Genomic DNA, 20,977 nt, shown 5'->3' on the forward strand with positions numbered 1-20,977 from the left:
GGGGACCCTTGAACAGTTACCGCATCTGTCCTAGACATTTGGAAAGAATGACTGATGATACAGGTTTGCTCGAGCATGCCTTAGGTTCGGCTCCCCGGAGACAGGAAGGATATACAACAGACGACAATGCCCGTGCCCTTTGGGCTTGTTCGGTTATTCAGCGCATGGATCCGGATGCCAGCGAACGCTGGCTGAAGCTGGCAGACATCTACCTGGCTTTTCTGCTGTGGCTTCAAAAAGAGGACGGAACGTTCCATAACAATGTTGCTTATGACCGTTCTCCAGAACCGGAAATGGCATCGGATGACTGCCACGGCCGCGCCGTATGGGCTGCTGTGAATGCATGGGCAGAGCTGCCGGATGAGGGAAGCAGGTGGGCTGCCGAAACGATCCTGCTCCGGTCGGCCGCTGCCGCGCAGCAGCTGCAGTTCCCGCGGGGATGGGCGTATACGCTTGCGGCCTACTCCCGGCTCTGGACAGTAGAGGAATGCTATCCGCTCCAAATGACAAGGCCGGAGCTGCTCGAGAAGCTTCAGGTGTGGACGCTGATCGAGCGTTTAGAGGGAAATTTGATGGACCTCTACTCCACGTCGGCTGAGCCGGGCTGGCACTGGTTCGAGCCGCAGATGACCTACGGAAACGGCGTACTTCCATGGGCACTCTATTCCTCCTATCAAGCCACGGGACGCGAAACCGTCCGGCGGGTGGCCAAGGAATCCCTGGATTTTCTGGCCGAACAAATGACGGCAAAGGAAGGATGGATCCGGCCGATCGGCAACCGGGGCTGGGCCGACCGCGGCCACCGCAGCCGGTGGGATCAGCAGCCGCTCGAAGTGATGAAGCTGGCTCTGGCCGCCAGGGAGGCATATCGTGTGGAAGGCAGTCAGGAATATAAGGAGCTAATCCGGCGCTGCCGGGAGTGGTTCCACGGTGAAAATGACTGCCGCCGGCCGCTCGCCGATCCTTCAGACGGCAGCTGCTGCGACGGACTGACGCCGAACGGGCCGAACCGGAACAAGGGGGCGGAATCCACGATTTCTTTTTTGCTGACAGAGTATATGTATGCCGAGTTGCATTGTGGCCGAGACGAATTAGAAAAGCGTGCCGAGATGCTGAACATTTAAATCTATGGACATTTGAAAACAAATCCATAGTCTCTATATGGAATGGAATTCCATGTTTGCGATCATGCAATCATGCCGAAGTGAAGCAGGGATATGCGAATGTTTCATATGAAGCGTCAGCTGTGATAGGTCACGGCTGGCGCTTTTTTGCGGTTGGGATGACTGTTTTCGTATTCCGCTTGTTCGCAGAGGGCGTAACTTTTTTAAAGTTCTCGAAAGAAAAATATTGAAATCCAGGAAAAGGTCCATTACAATAAAAACAGCTCAACTACCATACTAGTTATACTAGTATTCCAATTTTCTTCTGAACTGCCTCACCATTTTTATTCCGGTCTGTTGTTTTTCTAGGTTCAAAAAAGCTTTGGAGAACAGATGTAGTGAATTTTTTGAAGGTTATTTGTAAGCGCTTTAAGAAAGGGGAGGTCTTTTTCAGGGTTCGACGACCGCAGTTGAGCCACACGAATTGTAAGCGGTTTATCCGTTTGCCCGGACCGGGATGAATGCTCATATGTGAAATGGTTGCGCGAGACATCAGACGGATTGGTACGAGAAGTGCAAAAATAACAGCGACATGTTCTGCGCGGATTGGAGTGATCTGAAGAATGGAAACGAAGGCCGCAAGCCCCGTCTTGCCCCAGGAGAGAGCCGTCAAAAAACAGAAGCAGCGTTCTGTAGGAAGGCTTTTTCGCAAAGATTGGCAGTTGTATTCGCTCTTGGTATTACCGGTCATTTACCTGCTCATTTTCAAATACGGGCCGATGATCGGTAACGTCATCGCTTTTCGCCGTTTTGTTCCCGGGGGGAGCATCTTTGGAGAGAAATGGGTAGGGTTTCACTACTTCCAGATGTTTATCCAGGATCCGAACTTCTGGAAGGTATTTACGAACACGCTGATTCTCGGCGCGTTGACCCTGCTGTTCACGTTCCCGATTCCGATTATCTTTGCGTTACTGCTTAATGAAGTAAAGAACAAGAAATTCAAGAAATTCGTTCAAACCGCCTCTTACATGCCGCACTTTTTGTCGATCGTCATCGTGGCCGGCATGATTCTGCAGATGACTTCGGCGAGCGGGTCGATCAATGCGCTCATCCGTTTCTTCGGCGGAGACGGTATTAATTTCATGCAGCGGGCCGAGTGGTTCCGGGCGATTTACGTGACCTCCGAGGTATGGCAGGGCATGGGCTGGGGAGCGATTCTGTATCTGGCCGCACTGACGACGATTGACGAGTCCCTGTACGAAGCTGCGAAAATTGACGGCGCCAACCGGTGGAAGCAGACGCTGCACGTGACGATCCCAGGGATCCTGCCGACCATCGTAACCCTACTGATCCTGAACATGGGCAGCTTCCTGGCCATCGGTTTTGAAAAGATACTGCTCCTCTACAATCCGGTCATCTACGAAACGTCCGACGTCATTTCTACATATTTGTACCGGGTCGGTCTGCAATCCAGCAGCTTCAGCTACGCCACGGCCATCGGATTGTTCGAATCGATCATCGGGCTCATTCTGGTGTTCTCAGTCAATGCGATTTCCAGAAAAGTAACGGAAAGAAGCCTATGGTAAGGAGGTGCCTCAAGTGAAAGATTCCGTTTCTTATAAAGTGTTCAAAGTCGTCAACACGATCATTTTGCTGCTGATTGTCTTCATTACGGTATTTCCTTTCATTAACGTACTTGCCCAGTCCTTCAGCAGCGAGGCTTATATCAATGCGGGGAAGGTCAACCTGATTCCGAGAGGCTTCAATATCGACACGTACCGGACGGTGGCCAAGGACGCGATGTTCTGGACGAACTACAAAAACACCGTCGTGTATACGGTGGTCGGAACGGCCATTTCGATGTTCATGACGACGATCTTTGCCTACGCCTTGTCCAAGAAAAGGCTGATTGGACGCAAATTTTTGACGATGTTCGCGGTGTTCACCATGTTCTTTAACGGCGGGCTGATCCCGAACTATGTGCTCATTAACAGCCTTGGCTTTGCCAATTCGATCTGGGCGATCGTCGTTCCGGGTGCCATCAGCATCTACAACATGCTGATCATGAAATCATTTTTCGAGAATATGCCGGAGGAGCTGGAAGAAGCGGCTTCGATCGACGGTTTGAATACGTACGGGATTCTGTTCCGCATTATTCTTCCGCTCAGTAAGGCGATCATGGCCACGATGATGCTGTTCTATGCGGTGGGACATTGGAACTCATGGTTTTCCGCTTTCCTGTACATGGACCAGAAGGAACTGTTCCCAGTCACCGTATACTTGCGGAACCTCATTGCCGGGGCAACAGGTGGCGCTTCTGCGGGAGCGACGTCAGCGGATAACCTGACCCAAATCTCTGCGAACATTAAATCGGTCACGATGGTTCTGACGATTCTGCCAATTCTGCTGATTTACCCTTTTGTCCAGAAGTACTTTGTATCGGGTGTTATGCTGGGTTCCGTGAAAGGATAAATCCGGTCCGGATCGCCGCATTCATTTCATAGCTTTACATTTCTTTGCAGTTCCGACATTCATTCATGGGGGGAGTAAACAAATGTTCAAGCGTTCTCGTAAAAAATGGGGCATGACGCTGATGGCCGCAGTAATGAGCCTGTCCGTGGCTGCCTGCAGCAACAATCTTGGCAGCAGCGGCGGAGGCGGAGAAGCCAAGGACCAATCCAAAGGCGCGATGGAAAATTACGGTGTTAACGTTTCTTTCAAGGCAACCGAGCCGTTTAACCTGCCGATTCTTTTCAGCGACCAGCCGGCCTACCCTTACAAGAAGGACTGGATGCTGTTCCAGGAAATCACGAAAAGAACGGGCGTCACGCTTCAACCAACCATCGTTCCGATGAGCGATTACAGCCAGAAGCGCTCGCTGCTGATCAGCTCGGGAGACGCTCCGCTGGTCATTCCGAAAACGTATCCCGGGGAAGAGGCTTCCTTTGTGTCATCCGGTGCGATTCTGCCGGTAAGCGATTACATTGATATGATGCCGAATTTTAAGGATAAAGTCGAAAAGTGGGGCATGGAAAAGGAGCTGGACGGACTCCGGCAGGAGGACGGTAAATACTATGTGCTCCCTGGCATGCATGAAGAGGTATGGCCGGATTATACGCTGCTTGTGCGGACCGACATTTTTGAGAAGAACAACATTCCGATTCCTGCGACCTGGGATGAGCTGTATACCGCTCTCAAGAAACTGAAGGAAATTTATCCGGACTCGATTCCGTTCTCCGACCGGTTCCAGTTCAACAGTACGCTGAACATTGCGGCGACCGGATTCGGAACGAAGGCTGGCTGGGGCTTCGGCAACGGACTCACTTACAAAGCGGACAAGGACGAGTTCGTGTACACGTCCACGACGCCGGAATACAAAAATATGCTGACGTATTTTAACAAGCTTGTATCCGAAGGCCTGCTGGACAAAGAAAGCTTTACGCAAACGGACGATCAGGCGACTCAGAAGTTCGTATCCGGTAAATCGTTTGTGATCAACGGCAACTCCCAGACCGTCGTGCTGCATCGTACGGACATGAACAAATCGCTCGGAGAGGGCAAATTCTCCATCGCCAAAATTACGGTGCCAGGAGGACCTGCAGGTCAGCTGATGTCAGGCTCCCGTCTGGAGAACGGCGTGATGATTCTGGCCAAAGCCAAGGAAAACCCGAACTTTAAGGCGATCCTTCAGTTCATTGACTGGCTCTACTACAGTGACGAAGGCGAAGAGTTTGCCAAGTGGGGTGTTGAAGGGGTAACGTATACCAAAGAGAACGGCGTCCGGAAGCTGGTCGACGATATCAACTATAACGGCCTGAACCCGAAAGGAACGAAGGACCTGCGTATCGATTATGGCTTCTCCGGAGGGGTGTTCGCCTACGGCGGTACAACGGAGCTGCTGCAATCGATGTTCAGCGACGAAGAGAAAAAGTTCCAGGAAGATATGAAAAAGACGAAAACCGTCGTACCGGCCGAGCCGCCGATCCCGTATTCCGTGGAAGACCGTGAGCAGGCGACCCTGCTGAGCACGCCGCTGAAAGACTACTCGGATCAAAACACGCTCAAATTTATCCTCGGCGAGCGACCGTTGTCCCAGTTCGACGCATTCGTGAACGAGCTCAAGGGACAAGGTCTGGATAATTATGTTAAGCTTGCCAACAAGACGTATAAAGCTTATAAAGAGAAGAAGTAGGTCGGTAAGTCGTCATAAACACGAACTTATCTGAAGTTACACGAATCGGGTTGCCGTTTCGCCAGCGAAATGGCAGCCTGTTTTCAACTCACCGGGCGTTATGCCGTAATAGCATAACATCCACCACGAACATCCATGCTTTTCATAGTCCGAAGGAGTGAATGGTTTGCGTGTTACTGCTCAGGAGGTTGTAACGTATTTAACGGAACCCGCCGGGGATTTGGAATCCCGGATCGACCGGATCATCGCCGGAACTCCCGAAGCGGAAGTCCGCGGAATCGGGGTCGCTTTCATCGCTTCCCATGATGTTGTCCTTGAGGCCATCCGGCTTGGGGTGAACCTGCTGGTTACTCACGAAGGGGCTTTTTACAGTCATCAGGAAGAGCAGGGCTTCGCTCCGGAGGATCCCGTTCATGCGGCAAAGCGGAAGCTGATCGAATCGGATGATATGATCATTTACCGGTTTCACGATCATCCACACAGTTATCGGCCGGATATCATTACGGCGGGACTGATCGAAGCATTGGGATGGGAGGAAGAGGAGCACCGGGATCTCGGAACGGCTTCCGTTGTGCGGCTACCGCAGAGCCGTAGGTTATCCGACATCGCCGAGCATGTAAAACAGAAGCTGAACCTGCCCTACCTGCGTGCCGTCGGCGATCCCGAGACGGTCTGCGGACAAATCGGAGTTGCTGTCGGGTACAGGGGAGGTGGACAGCACGCGATCCCGTTATTCGAGCAAGAACGTCTGGATTTGATGATCATCGGTGAAGGGCCGGAATGGGAAACGCTCGAATATGTCCGGGATGCAGCCGCGCAGGGACGAGCCAAAGCGCTGCTGATGCTGGGTCATGCAGCCAGCGAGGAACCGGGGATGAAGCTGATCAGCGAACGGCTTGCCGGCAGATTTCCTGGACTTCCGGTCCACTTTATTCCAACCGGTTCGATGATTGAAATCCTGTAAGTGTCCGCAGCGTTGTCCGACTAAATTATTTACTAAAAAAAGAATGTTTGGCAGTCATTTCGACCTTCGCGTGTTGTGAAATGAAAGCAAGGAGAAAGAGGTAACCGTAATGTCGACAGAGCAGAAAATCAAGGGTTCCACCAGGGCTTATTCCTATAACCTGCTGAGGGAAAGAATTCTTCATTTGGAGCTCGAACCCGGCACCAAAATTTCGGAGAAGGAAATCGCGGACGAGCTGAACGTCAGCAGAACGCCCGTCAGGGAAGCGTTTATGAAGCTGGCGGAAGAAGAACTGCTGGACATCATCCCGCAGAGCGGCACCATTGTGTCCCGCATTAACCTGAAGCATGTGGAGGAAGGCCGGTTTATCCGCGAGAAGCTGGAAAAAGAAATCGTGGCGCTTGCCTGCGACCAATTGGATAAAGACGCCCGGTTCAAGATTGAAGCGAACATTGCCATGCAGGATGTTTGTGCCGGGCAGAACAATTTCTACAGGCTGTTTGAGCTGGATGAAGAGTACCATCAAATCCTGTTTGACGCTACCGGCAAACAGCGGACGTGGAAAATGCTGCAGCAGCTGAACATTCATTTTAACAGGCTGCGGCTGCTCCGGCTCTCCAAAGACTCCAACTGGGAAAATATTATTCGTCAACATAAGGAAATCTACCAGCTGATCATTCAGCAGGATAAAGAACACGCGATGAAGGTGATGGAGCAGCATCTCCGCCTTGTCGTCGTGGAGCAGGACTTTTTAAAAGAGAAATATCCGCATTATTTTATATAAAGATCATCGGGAGGGACGAGAAGCTCATGGCGCAAGAGGCAAGGCTTCCATACTCGTCAGCCGATCAGGGCTGGCTCAGCTATACGAATAATGAATCACTCGCCGGGATGAAGGAACTGACCCAAATCGCGGTATATGGCAATTCGGATGTAATCGATTCCGCGCTCGCCGAACTCACGCACGGCATTCGTGAAATGACAGGCACCCTTCCTGCCATCGTGTCAGACCCGGATCGGCAGGCGTCGAACCTGATCCGGCTTGCTTTACTCGAGGAGATCGGTGTACCGGAAGAATGGATGGATGCAGCACGAATTAAGGATCTTGGGGAAGAAGGGTATGCCATCCGGCGTCATCCCGAGAACGGCGGCGGTTCGCTGTATGTGATGGCGAATACGGACAGGGGCCTCTTGTACGGCACATTTCATCTGCTGCGGATTCTGCGGACCGGACAGGAACTGGACCGATTGGATGTGACGGACAGACCGCGGAATCCGCTGCGCATGATGAACCATTGGGACAATATGGACGGTTCCATTGAGCGGGGGTATGCAGGCAGATCGATCTTTTTTCAGGATAACCGGTTTGTTGAGGATGACGCCCGTATCCGGGACTATGCCAGGCTGATGGCGTCCATCGGCATCAACGGCATCGCGATAAACAACGTCAATGTCCACCGGACGGAAACGCAGTTGATTACACGGCAGTTTCTGCCGGACGTGGCGAATGTGGCCGGGATCTTCCGCCGTTACGGCATCCGATTGTTTCTCAGTGTCAACTATGCAAGCCCGATGGAGCTTGGCGGACTGGACACGGCCGATCCGCTGGATTCCCGGGTGGGCGATTGGTGGAAGGAAAAAGCAAAGGAAATATACGAATATATTCCCGATTTCGGCGGATTTGTCGTAAAAGCGGATTCGGAGCATCGTCCGGGCCCCTTTACATATGACCGTACGCATGCAGACGGTTCGAACATGCTGGCGGAAGCGCTGGAGCCGTTCGGCGGGCTCGTCATTTGGAGATGCTTCGTGTACAACTGCCTTCAGAATTGGAGAGACCGGTCAACGGACCGGGCACGCGCAGCTTACGACCATTTTAAGCCGCTCGATGGGCAGTTCAAACCTAACGTCATTCTCCAAATCAAAAACGGTCCGATGGACTTTCAGGTCCGTGAAGCCGTATCCCCGCTCCTTGGAGCCATGCCGGGCACGAATCAGATGCTGGAGTTTCAAATCACGCAGGAGTATACGGGACAGCAGAAGCATCTGTGCTATCTTGTTCCCCAGTGGAAAGAAATTCTGGATTTTGATACGTTCGCCCAAGGCCAGGGCACCGAGGTCAAAAAAGTGGTCTCCGGGGGGATCTATCCTTATCGAGCCTGCGGGATCGCCGCCGTCATCAACGTGGGAGACGACCACAATTGGACCGGGCATACGCTGGCGCAGGCCAACCTTTACGGGTACGGCCGCCTTGCCTGGAATCCGGATCTGACTGAAGAGGATATCACGGGGGAATGGATTCGCCTTACATTCGGCGGCGATTCTTTGGTTTCCGCAGAAATTGAACCTATGCTTGCAGATTCCTGGCATGTTTACGAGAGCTACACTTCACCGCTTGGCGTCGGCTGGATGGTCAACCCGGGGCATCACTACGGACCGAATGTCGACGGTTATGAGTATTCGGTGTGGGGGACGTATCATTTTGCCGATTGTCACGGCATCGGCGTAAACCGGACGGTCAAGGACGGAACCGGCTTTGTCTCCCAATATTTCCCCGAAAATGCACAGCGGTATGAATCGCTGGAATCGTGCCCGGATGAGCTGCTGCTGTTCTTCCATCATGTTCCGTACAGCCATGTGCTTCATTCCGGCAAGACGGTGATCCAGCATATCTATGACACCCATTTCGACGGTGTGGAGGGTGTGGAGCAGCTGATCGGGCGTTGGAGCAAGCTGGAAGGTCATATCGATGAATGGCGCTACCGGAATGTCTGGGAGCGGCTGCATATTCAATTGGACCATGCCAAAGAATGGCGGGATGTCATCAATACGTATTTTTACCGGAAATCCGGTATTCCGGATGCAGCCGGCCGAACCATCTATTAGTCATTCAACGATCATATCCCTTACGAGTAGAGCAGGAGGTAGGCTCATGACAGAACTGACAATGGAAGCGGGAACCCGAAGCAGGAAGATGAGCTCGTTGAATACGGGCTGGTTGTTCGCCCTGGGAAACTACGCAGGCGCCCAGCAGCCGGATTTTAAAGATCAGGAGTGGCGTAAGCTGCAGGTTCCGCATGACTGGAGCATCGAGCAGCAGGTGGATCCCGCCATGGCATTCGGTGGCATGCAGGCTTATCTGCCGCGATGGAACGTGGGATGGTACAGAAAGCATTTCCATATCAAGTCGTCATCCAACAAGGAGCGCGTCTATATTCAGTTTGATGGGGTTCATCATAACAGCGAAGTATGGATCAACGGTCATTTCGCCGGAAAACGGCCATACGGATATGTCAGCTTCCAATACGATCTGACCCCTTATATCAAGTGGGATCAAGACAATGTGATCGCGGTCAAGGTGGACAATACGCCGATGCCATCCGACCGGTGGTATTCGGGCTCGGGTATTTACCGCAACGTATGGATAATTCGGACGGATGAGCTGCATGTTGCAGCGTGGGGAACTTTCATAACAGCACCGGAGATCCATCCGGATAAAGCAACGGTCCAGGCGCAAATCCGGGTTAACCATCATGGCGAAGAGCCTGCGGATTGTACGGTTATTACCGAATTCGTGGACAGCCGTGGTGTAGTCTTGGGGAAATGTGAGTCTCCGGTGACCGTATCTCCTTCCGAGGAGGTTACGGTCGATCAGGAAACGGTGATCCCCTCTCCGCATTTGTGGTCGCCGGACCAGCCGGACATGTATTATGCCCGGACAACGATTGTTCGGGATGGATCTGAAACCGATGAATATATAACGCCGTTTGGCATCCGTGAAGTCGTTCTGGACCCGAACCGGGGCCTCATTCTCAACGGGGTGCCTTTGAAGCTGAAGGGAGTGTGCATCCATCACGATCTGGGCTGCCTGGGTGCGGCCTACAATAATCAGGCCATGAAGCGCAGGCTGGAGAGACTGAAGGAAATGGGCTGCAATGCAATTCGCTTCGCCCATAACCCGATGGCCCCGGAGCTGCTTGATTTATGCGACCGCATGGGCTTTCTGGTCATTGATGAAGCGTTCGACAAGTGGAAGTCGCTGTATTATGAGCACCTGTATGATGATTGGTGGGAGAAGGATCTGGAGGCGATGCTGATCCGGGACCGGAACCATCCGAGCATTTTCCTGTGGAGTGTCGGCAATGAGGTCGAAAACCAGGGACAGCCATCCATGCTGGTTATGCTGAAGCAGCTTACCGACTACTGCCGCAAGCTGGATCCAACACGCCCTGTCACCTGCGCGCTCGAACCGCATAACGTGCCGATCAGCCTGCGCGAAGGTCCGATTGAAGACAAGGTCCTGCACACGAAAAAGATGGCGGAGCTGGTCGATATTTTGGGGCTTAATTATCAGGAGCAGTGGTACGAGCATTACCGGGAAGCGATGCCGGATACGCTGATCGTCGGCACCGAGACGTTTCCCTACTACCGGGGGGAAGGCAACCGCGTGAAGGGCTACCTTCCGGTCAATCCTTGGTTTGATGTCGAGAAGCATGACTATGTTATCGGGCAATTCGTCTGGGCCGGGATTGATTATCTGGGAGAGGCTTCATACGCGTACAAAGGCTGGGCATCTGGACTGATCGATACCTGCGGCTTCCGCAAACCGATCTCTTATTTGCAGCAAAGCTTCTGGTCGGAAGAGCCGATGGTTCATATCGCCGTGTTCGATCCGGCACAAGAGGATGCCGGCGCGCAGTGGACGCTGCATTGGAAATCACCTGGGCTCGCGAGCCACTGGACCTTTCCCGAGCAGGCGGGCAGATTGATGAGGCTTGTTACGTTCACCAATTGCGAGAGCGTGGAGCTAATCGTTAACAACGAATCGTATGGCGTGCGGAAGCTGACGGATTACCCGAACCGCCTCATGGAATGGCATGTGCCCTACCATGCCGGCACCATTCGTGCGGTCGGCCGTAACGGCGATGCGATAGTATCCGAGTATGAGATGAAAACGGCAGGGGCGCCGCATCGGATCGTGCTGGACACCGACCGCTCCCTGCTGAGGGCGGACGCCCATGATATCGCACATATCGAAGTCAGCGTCGTGGATGAGCAGGGGATCGTCGTCCCGAATTTGGACTTCGAGTTAAGCTTCGACATTCAAGGTAAAGGCGAGATCATTGGCGCTGATAACGGGGATTTGCGCGACCACGAGCCTTATAAGAGCAGCCGCAGGGAAACCCGCGGGGGCCGATGCCTCCTGGTCGTTCAGTCGGGCCTGGAGGCCGGCGAAGTGGTGATCCGCGCAGCTGGAGACGGTCTGGCTGAGGGTGAACTGCGGATTAAGGTGGAAGAATAAGCAAATGAAAAGGGCAGCAAGGACGATGAAATTCGTTCTTTGCTGCCCTTTATTCTGTTAAGCCGGACTCATCGCCGTTTCACCGGTTCGGGCAGATTTGCGTAGCAGCCGCAGCTCGGAAAATTTTAGGGATACGCTCGACACAGTATGGGTTTTGAAGAAATCCATAGTATTGCGGATGCTTATGTATATGGCTGGGGGATCCCGCTTGCGGTATACTATTCCATTATAAATTAAGGTATCGGGAAGGATACTTTTTTTGATTGGGATCTGGTAAGATTGTGCAGTGCAGCCCGATTATGTATATGTATCCGGCAATACGGCAATATGTTGATTCCCCGAGAAGTGACCGAAAGGATACCCTATTGCCATGAAAGGTAACCTGAAAGAGAATAGGCCGGAATCCGTTTTTTTTGCCATCAAGATGTCAATGGTCTTGCTGAATGGGTGAGCCTGTTTTGGACCCGCAAGCATGGGGAAGAGGGCAGTGACATATATGTTAAAGTCCGAATCATAGCATATGCCGAATAGCTTATCCAAGAGCTTGGATATTGTAAAAAAGGAGGGGAATAGAAGGTCAGAAAGTAAGTGTAATACTTTTGCGAACATGGCATGGAGGTCTGTGATTCTGGCACGGAGGTGGATGGGTTAGCACCCAACCCATGAAAATAATATACATACTCATGTTTGTTTCTTTATGGTCTTTAGGCCTGTTTTTTTTGGCCAACCGCACCCGCTCGACGGTATGGATCGGCTTGACTATACTGCTTGGCGGATCTGCCAGCTTCGCATTTGCGTTGCATCTGTCTATCATCCCCTACATTCCAGCCGATTGGTTATCCCCCGGGCTGAGTTACTTTCTTTATTGGCTTACGGTAGCCGCCATGCATATTTATTTTTACGTCCTGCCGTACGTTTACTGTATGGGAGGGTTATGGCTGAATGAGAGCGTTACCGGTTTTGTTAAAAAGGTGCTGACGCTCGCGCTGCTGCCTGGTCCATGGTTGCTGATGGCGGACCATTGGGCCCATGAACCTTGGAATCAGTTTGAAGTCGCCCGTTTTCGCTGGTGGGACGGAATCTATGTCGCCGCCGGAAGCTTTGGCTACATCCTTGCCTATTTTAAGGAGAAGAGCGAAGCAGCGAGACGCAGACAGTGGCGGACATTCGTGCTGCCGCTGGCAATGCTGTGGGCGTATACGAGCGATTACATCGGCTTTGAGCATTTGGAGCTGGGCTGGTGGTCGTTTCACTTGGAGAGCAATGGAATGTGGGAGGCCAACTTTATCATGATCTTGGGGACGGTGGGGTTTATTATTTTTTATATCGCCAGATCCGGGTTTCTCGGCATCAAGCTGAGAATCGAACGGGAGCGCATTGACTATTCCATCCGGACGCTGACCATGGGCGTCTCCATCCTGAACCATTCCATCAAGAACGAAATCCAGAAAATCGATTATTTGGCCGAGAAAAGCCGGGTTCAGCTGGAATCGGGACAATCGGATAAGGCAGCGCATACGATCGCACAGGTTCATGGCTTAACCGCCCATTTACTGCACATGGTCAACCGGATCAAAGATAAAGCGGAGGACGTCGTCCTGCATGAGGGGGAGCACGATATCCGGCAGCTGATCGATTCCGTCGTCGCGTCCGCCGGCTCGCTGATCGAGCGCCGTCCGGCCACGATAACCTCGCGTTACGACGCAGAAGGGCGGCTATACTGCGATTCCGTTCACGTCGCAGAGACGCTGTCCAACCTGATCCGCAACGCGCTTGACGCGCTGCCTGCCTCCGGCGGAGGTATTGAACTCCATACGGCTTCCACCAGACGGGAGTTCCGGATTACCGTACAGGATAACGGCGCAGGCATTCCTCCCGAACATCTGGCCAAAATATTTGAGCCGTTCTTTACGACAAAAAAACATGCTCTGAACTATGGACTGGGTCTGTCCTATTGCACCAGCGTCATGTCCAAACACGGCGGGAGGTTATCCGTTGCCGCAAGCGAACCCGGGAAGGGCACGACGATCGTCCTGCATTTTCCTTACGCCAGGTTCAAGCCATTGGCGCCTGCATTCAAACGGCAAGCGGATTCCCGGACGCTTGACCAGGTCAATCCATTTTGAAATGGGTCAGTTTGTTTTTGATGCTGCGCAGCTGGGACTTGATCGTATTCGTCGATTTGTGCAGCTTCTCGGAAATTTCCCGCTTGCTTAATCCGTTCTTCCTCAGATCAAACACTTCTCTCTCCATGGGCGTCAGCTCCATGAGCTGAACCTCGCTCCGCATGATCCGGGCGGCATCGGAATGGATCGCTGCCCGGCCATGATGCGCTTCCCTAATCGCGTGAACGATATCCTGATAACTCGACTTATTGATATAATTCAGCGCGCCGAGCCTGAAAGATTTCATGACGACTTCCGCTTCCGTAATGGAGGTGAGCATGATGATCTTCACGGGCTCATTTCCGGACAGGCGCAAAATAAGCTCGGCCGCTTCCAGCCCGTCCAGGTTGTTGCCGGTCAGATTGATGTCCATCAGGACGATGTCGATCCTTGATTTTGCAGCGGTCTCGACAGCCTCTTCTTTGGTTGCACAAGCGGCAATCATCTCAATATCAGGCTCATCGGACAAATCGCTGCTGATGTGATCCCGCCAAAAAGGATCGTCCTCGACCAGCATCACTCGAATCCGCTCCATTTCAAACCCCCTTACAGAAGATTACAGTTGCATAAAGTATAGCAGAACCTACGAGTCCGCAGGAGGATGAATTCTTCTCACCCCCAGGTGAAAAAAGTTCATCCTGTTCGTCATGCGCTCCTTCCGCCTATAATCCGAAATGCAGCGGGTCGGAGAACCCGTGCAGAAGCTGACTGAAGGAAGTGGGGAACGGATGATTTGATAATGGAATTATGCTCGGTAAAGGATACACTGCTCTATGCTTTGTGTCCGGTCCCGCCCGGAAGAGGTGAAAACATGTGTCGGTAAGCGACAGCATCAACCGAATGTCGGCGCTGATTCTGGCCAAATTTCCGGGAGCGGGGATCCACCGGTATCAGGAGCCAGCCGCAGCATCGCCGGGCGATTTTACCGTTTTGTTCAAACAGGAAACGAGGAAAGCGGTGAACCGGGACCACACGCTGGTCGATCGGGAGTATGTGATCCATGGGTTTGGCCGTGATGCGGAGCAGGCGGTACAGGCAATGGAAGCCTTAAGCAAGTTTTTGATGAATGAATATCCTGCCGCTCCCCCGGAAGCTGGATCATCCCAGTTTAGAATCGACACGATGACGCTGACCGCGCCCGAAAAGCTGGATAACGGGGTGTTTCGGTGCCCTGGAACGATACAAATCCAGTCACGGGAAACTGTGGCCGGCCCGATGTTCGAGAAAGTAAGACACGTCGAAGTACGCACAAACAATTTATAGGAAGGTGGCATGTAGAAAATGGGTGGAGCATGGGATCCGATCAGTTTACCGGTTAGGCCGGGGCTGTACATTAACTTTGTGGAGGCGGCTGCCGCACAAATCAAAGGAGGGGCTCGCGGAACGGTCGCCCTTCCGTTGTTCCAATATGCAGGAGCCGAAGCGGGTAAATTTTACACAATTGAGAAAGAGGCTGAAGCCATTCAGCTGTTCGGTGCGGAAGCGGTGGGCCCCATCCGGCTGATTTTGCAGGGCGGTGCCAAAGAAGTATTGGTATATACGGTGCCTCCGGTAGAGGGCAACGTCACGCCGGCTGTATACACATCCATTCGGGACGTCTTTGGATCACGGCCGTTTAACGTGTTTGTGTATCCGGATGAAGTTCCTGCCGAAGAGCGCAAAGCGACCCAGCTGTGGTGTAAGGACAACCGTGAAGACGAAGGCAAGCATTTTATGACCGTGTTCGGCGGGTCACTCGAAGATGATCTGGATCCGGCTGTGGGAAACAAGCGCAGCACGGACCTCGCCGACGAATACGCGGTGAACTTGATTACGGGCGTAGAGATTGGCGGAATAGCGTACAGCTCGGCCCGCTATGCCCCATACATTGCCGGACTGATCGCCGGAACAGGCATCAACAAATCGATAACATATACGCCGGTCATGGCGGCGGATGTCGTTAAACGCCTTAAAAACAGCGAAATCAACGCGTCACTGCAGAAAGGTTCGCTCGTTCTTGTCCACGACGGGGAGAAAGTAAAGGTCGAGCAGGGGCTCGTGACAGGCAAGAAAAAGATCCGGGCCATGCGCGCACGCCAGGCGATTTCGACCGATATTCCGAAAGCGGCGGCGGAGGCTTATATCGGCAGGCTCGACAACAATGCGGACGGTCAGGCTGCGCTAATCTCCGCCGTGAAAGCCTATCTGGAGCGTCTGGAACTGAACAACGTGCTGACCGATATCGTCGTCACCTTGGATCCGGACCGCAAGTCTGAAGGAGACAGCGTATTTCTTCTGATCGGCTTTACGGAAATTGACAGTATGGAGCGGATATTCTTAACGATTAAGGTGTAGACAACGATAAATGCCTAATATAACTGGGAGGGATTATTGTGCTGGATTCGACCCGCGTAATTAACGGGACTTATGGATATGTGTACCATGATGGAACCTGGCTGACCAACATCAAATCAGCCGAGGCAAACGTAGAAATTACGAAGGAAGAGATTAAAAGGGCAGGAACCCGCTGGACAGCGCACAAGGTGACCGGACTTAGCGGAACAGGCACCATTTCCGGTTACAAGGTGACTTCCGAGTTCGTCGAACGGATTGGCAAGATCGCTGATGACAGCCAAGGCACGTTCATTACCGAGCTGATTCTGAAGCTGGAGGATCCCGAATCGTATGGAGCATACCGTGTTCGGCTCAAAGGCGTGACATTCGATAAAATCCCGCTGATGCATTTTGAAGTCGGAGCCATCGTGGAGGAGGAGCTTCCCTTTAATTTCACAGGCTATGAGCTTCTAGACAAAATAACGGCTGAGTAAAACCTGCTCGGAAAGCGGTGGAGACACGAAGCCGGAAGGGACCTGGCGAAGAAGGCGGGCACATCTACGCCGCAGGGCTCTCGGCTTCACCCGCTGCGGAAACATATACAACGACGATATATAAAGGAGATGTATGAACCATGACGATAACGGATAACCGACAAATCAGTGTGCTGCAGGCGCTGCTCAGCGCGGACAGCAAGCCGAAGCGCGACATCCCGATGAAAAGGCTCGGGGTGGACTTCCAAATCCAGGCGCTGGACGGGAAAACGATCCATAAAATCCAGGAACAATGCACGCATTATACCGGCAAAGGAGCAAAACGGGAAAAAGTACTCGACGAGGAACAGTTCGGCGCCCTGGTGATTCAACGGGCCTGTCTAATCCCGGACTGGAGCGCCAGAGAGCTTACCGACAAATACGGGTCGCCAACGGAAGCCATCTTGGGAGTACTGCTGGCCGGCGAGATTGCAAAGCTGTCCTCCGAAATTCTGGAGATCAGCGGTTTTGACAGTGACGAAGACGAAATAAAAAACTGATTAAGGCGGGCGGCGAGGCTTTTCTGCTGCATCTGATCTTTCAGCGGCATCATCTTCCGCCTGACGAGGTATTCAACAAGGATGAAGGGACGAAGCGGTTTATGTATGCTTCGATGATGCTGCAGCTGGAGGAAGAGGAGAAGATACGGCGGGAAGAAGCGAGGGCTGCCCGCAGGAAAACACCGTAGGACCCTTTACGGGGAATTAAGGCAGGCGTGGAGGTGGGGACGATTGGCTTCGTCTTCGAACAACAGCGGAGGCGGCGTTCAGATATCGGGTAAAAGCATGAACAGCCTCAAGCAATATAACAAAATGATGAAACAGCTGCAGACAACGACGATCAGCCTGGAGCAGTTTAACGGAATCGCCCAAATGAGCGAGGAAATGTGGAAGGCAGGCGATTTGAGCGCTCAGGTCACGAGGCAGCTGTTTGCGGTCAAAATGGCGGCCGGCGACGCGGTCACGACGGTGACGAAAGGGGTTTCCGGAGCGGCCTCGACGATCTACAGCGGAATTTCCGGGGCATTCTCGAAAATTGGCCAGGGTGTGTCCAAGGGAATCTCGGTTGGTGCCAGGACGGCAGCCAAACCGTTTGCTGCGGTCTGGAGTAAGGTAAAAGCGATGAAAGCAGCAGCCGATCAGAAGGAAGCGGATGAAGATGCCGCCGCGGAAAGGGCGAATTATTTGTACGGCACGCCGATTCCGAAGAAGAAAGGGATCAAGCGGCTGCAGAAGATCGTCGGATCAAGCCCGATCCAGGATTCGGAGAAGCAGATGAAGATGCTCTCTACGGTCACGGGTACAGCCAGCAGCATGCTCGGTGCGCTAAAAGACAAATCTTTCGAAGCAGCCAAGGTGTTCAGTACCGCCATGGGCACGCTGCGCGCTTCCTCAGGTGCGGGGCCCGGTCAAATCCAGGGGCTGACGGAATCGCTGAAGAAAGTCGGCGGTCAGGTGCCGCAGAACCTGAACGAGGTCGCAAAAGTGATGGGAACCCTCAGCGGAAAGGCAAAAATGTCGGGCTCTCAGTTGGAGGCTATGTCCAAAGCGGTGCTTGACGCCTCCAGGTTAGCCGGTGCGGGCAGCGGGGAAGCGGCGGAATCGGCAGCCAAAGTGATGGACATTTGGGGCAAAAAAGCGAACGAGGGAACCGGAATGATGGACCAGTTCTACGCGGCCAGCCGAGCAAGCGGCGTGGGAATGGGCGACTTAATGAAAAACATGACCCAGATCGGTGCACCGCTCCAGTCAATGGGCCTCGGATTTGAACAGTCGATGGCTCTTCTCGCCCAGTGGCAGGCCCAAGGCCTTACGCCCATACAGGATGCTTTGAAGAAGGATCTCCCCAACGGGGGGATTGCGAAGATCGCGAGCGACATCAAGGATGCCGCGACAGCGGCGGATGCAGCAAGCATCGCCACCAAATATTTCGGCGAAAAGGTGAGTTCCAATCTGGTCACGGCCCTAAGGGGCGGGCAAGTAGAGTTTGCGGGTGTCATAGCCGCGATGAATTCGGCCAATGGAGCCATCCAACAGCAATCCGGTCAGGTGAAGACGTTCGGTGATCAATGGGATCAGCTTCAGAACCGGATTACGATTGCCCTGGCTCCGCTCGGGGAGGCACTTCTTCCATTTGGTGAAGCGATGGCTTCCGTCATCGAAGTGCTTGCCAGAGATTCGGATATCGTGCTGGCCACCATCGGTTCGATGGCAGCTCTGCTTCTTGGCGTGTTCGCCCCTGCATTGTGGGCTTCGGCAGTGGCCGGGTGGGCACTAGTCGCGCCGTTCCTGCCGATCATCGCTGCGGTCCTGCTCGTCGGCGCTGCCGTCGCGGGGCTAGCGTACCTGTTCAAATACCATATGGATGCGATCATGGAGTCCGTCACAAAAGTAGCCAATGCCATCGGGTCGTTTTTTGGTTTTGGAGATGAGGAGAAAAAAGTCTCCATCGATGTAAACCGGAAAAGCGCGGGGCAGATCACCGCAAACGGCGGACCTGTTCCGGGACATTATCATGGTATGGATTATGTGCCATATGACGGAATGATCGCCAGGCTTCATAAAGGGGAACGAATTATGACGGCCAGCGACAACCGTGAATTTACCGGCGGATCTGCCGGAAGCGGGTCGATATCTATCACAGGCAACACTTTTCATGTTCGCCAAGAGTCGGACATCGATGCGATTGCGCGGGCACTTGCCAGGGAAATCAAAGCGGCAGGAGGTTTGATGGCGTAATGGCCTCATTGGAATTTTGGCTGAAAACGATGGATGAGACGGAATGGCTGCAGCTGCCTGTAAATCCTGAGCAAATATCGGTCAAAACCTCGCATGGTTATGAGGATGTCCAGGTCACGCAGCTGGGGGAATACACGGTCATCGGTGAGGCGCTACTTAAAGAATATTCGCTTTCGTCCTTTTTTCCGCGCGATTACCACCCCGGGTTCTGCGAGTACGAAGATATTCGGAATCCTTGGGAAACGGTGGAGATGATCGAGAAATGGATCAAAAGCAGGCGCCCTGTACGGCTGGATATAACGGGGACGAAAATCAAAGGGCTGGTTACCATCCGTTCCTTCCAGTACACGGAACGGGCAGGTAATCCAGGGGACGTTTTTTACGAGCTGGAGTTAAAAGAGTATGCCGAAGTCCGGTTCCGTCAGGTTGAAACCACCGGTTCGGGTAAAGCAACGATCATTTCTGGAGAACAGCGTCCAGATGCCAGAGTCAGACCCGCAGCGTATGTTGTGGTTCCCGGCGATACCCTGTGGAAAATATCCCAAAGAACGCTGGGAAACGGGGATCGGTGGAGAGAGGTTTATGCGGCAAATGAAACGGTCATTGGAAAAAATCCAAACCGGATTGTCCCAGGCCAGAAGCTGGTGATTCCATCATGAGCTGGAGCGTGGAGTACCAAGATGATCAACAGAACGTTCATTTGGACCCGATCGTCAAATCGGTCAGCTGGTCCGGCGATATTAAGCAGGCTGCCCGCAAGCTGGTTGTGGAGCTGTCCAACACCGGTGATCAGCGGGAGATATTCATGACCTATAAGAAGGGCGGCGAGCTTCGCCTGATCTGGGATGAGAAGCTGGAATTGTTCCGGGGTGTGCTGTTTGCGGATCAGCTTAACTCTAAAGGACAGATGACGCTGACAGCGTATGATGAGAACATTTACCTGACCAAAAGCAAGGATACCAAAATATTTCGGAACATGACCGCTTCCTCTGTGATCAAGAAACTGTGCGGCGAATTTTCAATTTCTACCGGTGAAATCCAGGATACCGGTTATGTAATCCCTAAGCTCGTGTTCCGCGACAAAACGTTGTTTGAGATGATGGTCATGTCGCTGACCGAGTCCCAGAAGCAAAACGGGGAGTGGTATCATCTGACTTCACGGGAGGGCAAACTCCAGCTGCTTGCCCGTAAAGAGCAGCCGGTCAAATGGGTGCTGGAAAACGGGGTAAATGTGCTGGACGCGAGTTATTCCCAATCCATCGAAGACACAAAGACCCAAATTAAAGTGGCTGGAGGGGATGCAGCCAAAAAAGAAATATCGGCTGCAGCCAAGGATGGGGAATTAATACGGAGGTTCGGTGTCATGCAGCACTTGGAAAAGCCCGAACAAAGCATGACCAAATCCCAAATGGAGCAGCGGGCGAAGCAGCTCCTTGCCGATTTGGGCACCATTGAGGATCAGGCACGGATCGATTGTCTGGGTATCCCTGAGGTCATTTCGGGTTCCTGCGTATATGTAAAGGAAAGCGTCACCGGCATCCTGGGAGGCTATTACGTATCTGCGGACGATCATCGGTTCGAACGGGGCAACCATACGATGTCGCTCACGCTGTCGGCGACGGACGACATCCCCAGGATGGAATACAAGGAAGCGAAGGGAGGCTAAA

Annotated in this window: 17 protein-coding genes; 16 read left to right on the plus strand and 1 reads right to left on the minus strand. The window is 52.9% G+C overall.

Annotation, left to right across the window (positions count from 1 at the left end; genetic code table 11):
• Positions 1 to 8 precede the first annotated feature (8 nt).
• The 9 genes from KI379_RS11025 (at position 9) to KI379_RS11065 (ending at position 13,687) form a co-directional block, all read left to right on the plus strand.
• Positions 9 to 1,124 (plus strand): glycosyl transferase, encoded by a 1,116-nt coding sequence (locus KI379_RS11025; RefSeq protein WP_244879255.1) that lies wholly within the window; start codon positions 9 to 11, stop codon positions 1,122 to 1,124.
• Between the two features lie 602 nt (positions 1,125 to 1,726).
• Entirely contained in the window at positions 1,727 to 2,689 is a 963-nt protein-coding gene (locus KI379_RS11030; RefSeq protein WP_212983572.1) for an ABC transporter permease, read from the plus strand.
• A gap of 13 nt (positions 2,690 to 2,702) precedes the next feature.
• Positions 2,703 to 3,575 (plus strand): carbohydrate ABC transporter permease, encoded by an 873-nt coding sequence (locus tag KI379_RS11035; protein WP_212983573.1) that lies wholly within the window; start codon positions 2,703 to 2,705, stop codon positions 3,573 to 3,575.
• An 82-nt stretch (positions 3,576 to 3,657) separates the two neighbouring features.
• A complete protein-coding gene (locus KI379_RS11040) occupies positions 3,658 to 5,295 on the plus strand; it encodes an ABC transporter substrate-binding protein (protein WP_212983574.1) in 1,638 nt (545 codons plus the stop codon).
• 157 nt (positions 5,296 to 5,452) lie between these two features.
• Positions 5,453 to 6,259: a Nif3-like dinuclear metal center hexameric protein gene (locus KI379_RS11045; RefSeq protein ID WP_306433661.1), complete on the plus strand. Its 807-nt coding sequence runs from the start codon at positions 5,453 to 5,455 to the stop codon at positions 6,257 to 6,259.
• Between the two features lie 109 nt (positions 6,260 to 6,368).
• Complete coding sequence (locus KI379_RS11050) at positions 6,369 to 7,043, plus strand: GntR family transcriptional regulator (RefSeq protein ID WP_076166482.1); 675 nt, start codon at positions 6,369 to 6,371, stop codon at positions 7,041 to 7,043.
• Between the two features lie 26 nt (positions 7,044 to 7,069).
• Complete coding sequence (locus tag KI379_RS11055; RefSeq protein WP_212983575.1) at positions 7,070 to 9,145, plus strand: alpha-glucuronidase family glycosyl hydrolase; 2,076 nt, start codon at positions 7,070 to 7,072, stop codon at positions 9,143 to 9,145.
• Between the two features lie 46 nt (positions 9,146 to 9,191).
• A complete protein-coding gene (locus KI379_RS11060; protein ID WP_212983576.1) occupies positions 9,192 to 11,561 on the plus strand; it encodes a glycoside hydrolase family 2 TIM barrel-domain containing protein in 2,370 nt (789 codons plus the stop codon).
• Positions 11,562 to 12,280: 719 nt separating this feature from the next.
• A complete protein-coding gene (locus KI379_RS11065; protein ID WP_212983577.1) occupies positions 12,281 to 13,687 on the plus strand; it encodes a sensor histidine kinase in 1,407 nt (468 codons plus the stop codon).
• Here KI379_RS11065 and KI379_RS11070 read toward each other — a convergent pair.
• Positions 13,674 to 14,261 carry a response regulator transcription factor gene (locus tag KI379_RS11070; RefSeq protein ID WP_212983578.1) on the minus strand — a complete coding sequence of 196 codons (588 nt, stop codon included), beginning with the start codon at positions 14,259 to 14,261 and terminating at the stop codon, positions 13,674 to 13,676. The genes KI379_RS11065 and KI379_RS11070 overlap by 14 nt on opposite strands.
• A 278-nt stretch (positions 14,262 to 14,539) precedes the next feature.
• Between KI379_RS11070 and KI379_RS11075 the strand changes: the two genes are divergently transcribed.
• The 7 genes from KI379_RS11075 to KI379_RS11105 all read left to right on the plus strand — a co-directional run bounded on the left by KI379_RS11075 (position 14,540) and on the right by KI379_RS11105 (position 20,976).
• Complete coding sequence (locus KI379_RS11075; protein WP_212983579.1) at positions 14,540 to 14,989, plus strand: hypothetical protein; 450 nt, start codon at positions 14,540 to 14,542, stop codon at positions 14,987 to 14,989.
• An 18-nt stretch (positions 14,990 to 15,007) separates the two neighbouring features.
• Positions 15,008 to 16,060, plus strand: a complete 1,053-nt coding sequence (locus KI379_RS11080; protein WP_212983580.1) for a phage tail sheath subtilisin-like domain-containing protein — start codon at positions 15,008 to 15,010, stop codon at positions 16,058 to 16,060.
• Positions 16,061 to 16,098: 38 nt separating this feature from the next.
• Positions 16,099 to 16,533: a phage tail tube protein gene (locus KI379_RS11085; RefSeq protein WP_306433663.1), complete on the plus strand. Its 435-nt coding sequence runs from the start codon at positions 16,099 to 16,101 to the stop codon at positions 16,531 to 16,533.
• A gap of 140 nt (positions 16,534 to 16,673) precedes the next feature.
• Entirely contained in the window at positions 16,674 to 17,072 is a 399-nt protein-coding gene (locus KI379_RS11090) for a phage tail assembly chaperone (protein WP_212983581.1), read from the plus strand.
• Positions 17,073 to 17,303: 231 nt separating this feature from the next.
• Positions 17,304 to 19,310, plus strand: coding sequence for a phage tail tape measure protein (locus tag KI379_RS11095; protein ID WP_212983582.1), 2,007 nt, complete (start codon positions 17,304 to 17,306; stop codon positions 19,308 to 19,310).
• Positions 19,310 to 19,969: a LysM peptidoglycan-binding domain-containing protein gene (locus tag KI379_RS11100; RefSeq protein ID WP_212983583.1), complete on the plus strand. Its 660-nt coding sequence runs from the start codon at positions 19,310 to 19,312 to the stop codon at positions 19,967 to 19,969. The genes KI379_RS11095 and KI379_RS11100 overlap by 1 nt, the downstream gene beginning before the upstream one ends.
• Entirely contained in the window at positions 19,966 to 20,976 is a 1,011-nt protein-coding gene (locus tag KI379_RS11105; RefSeq protein WP_212983584.1) for an XkdQ/YqbQ family protein, read from the plus strand. Before KI379_RS11100 ends, KI379_RS11105 begins: the two co-directional genes overlap by 4 nt.
• The last annotated feature ends 1 nt before the right edge of the window (position 20,977 follow it).

The sequence above is a fragment of the Paenibacillus cineris genome, assembly GCF_018333335.1.
Classification (GTDB): domain Bacteria; phylum Bacillota; class Bacilli; order Paenibacillales; family Paenibacillaceae; genus Paenibacillus_AQ; species Paenibacillus_AQ favisporus.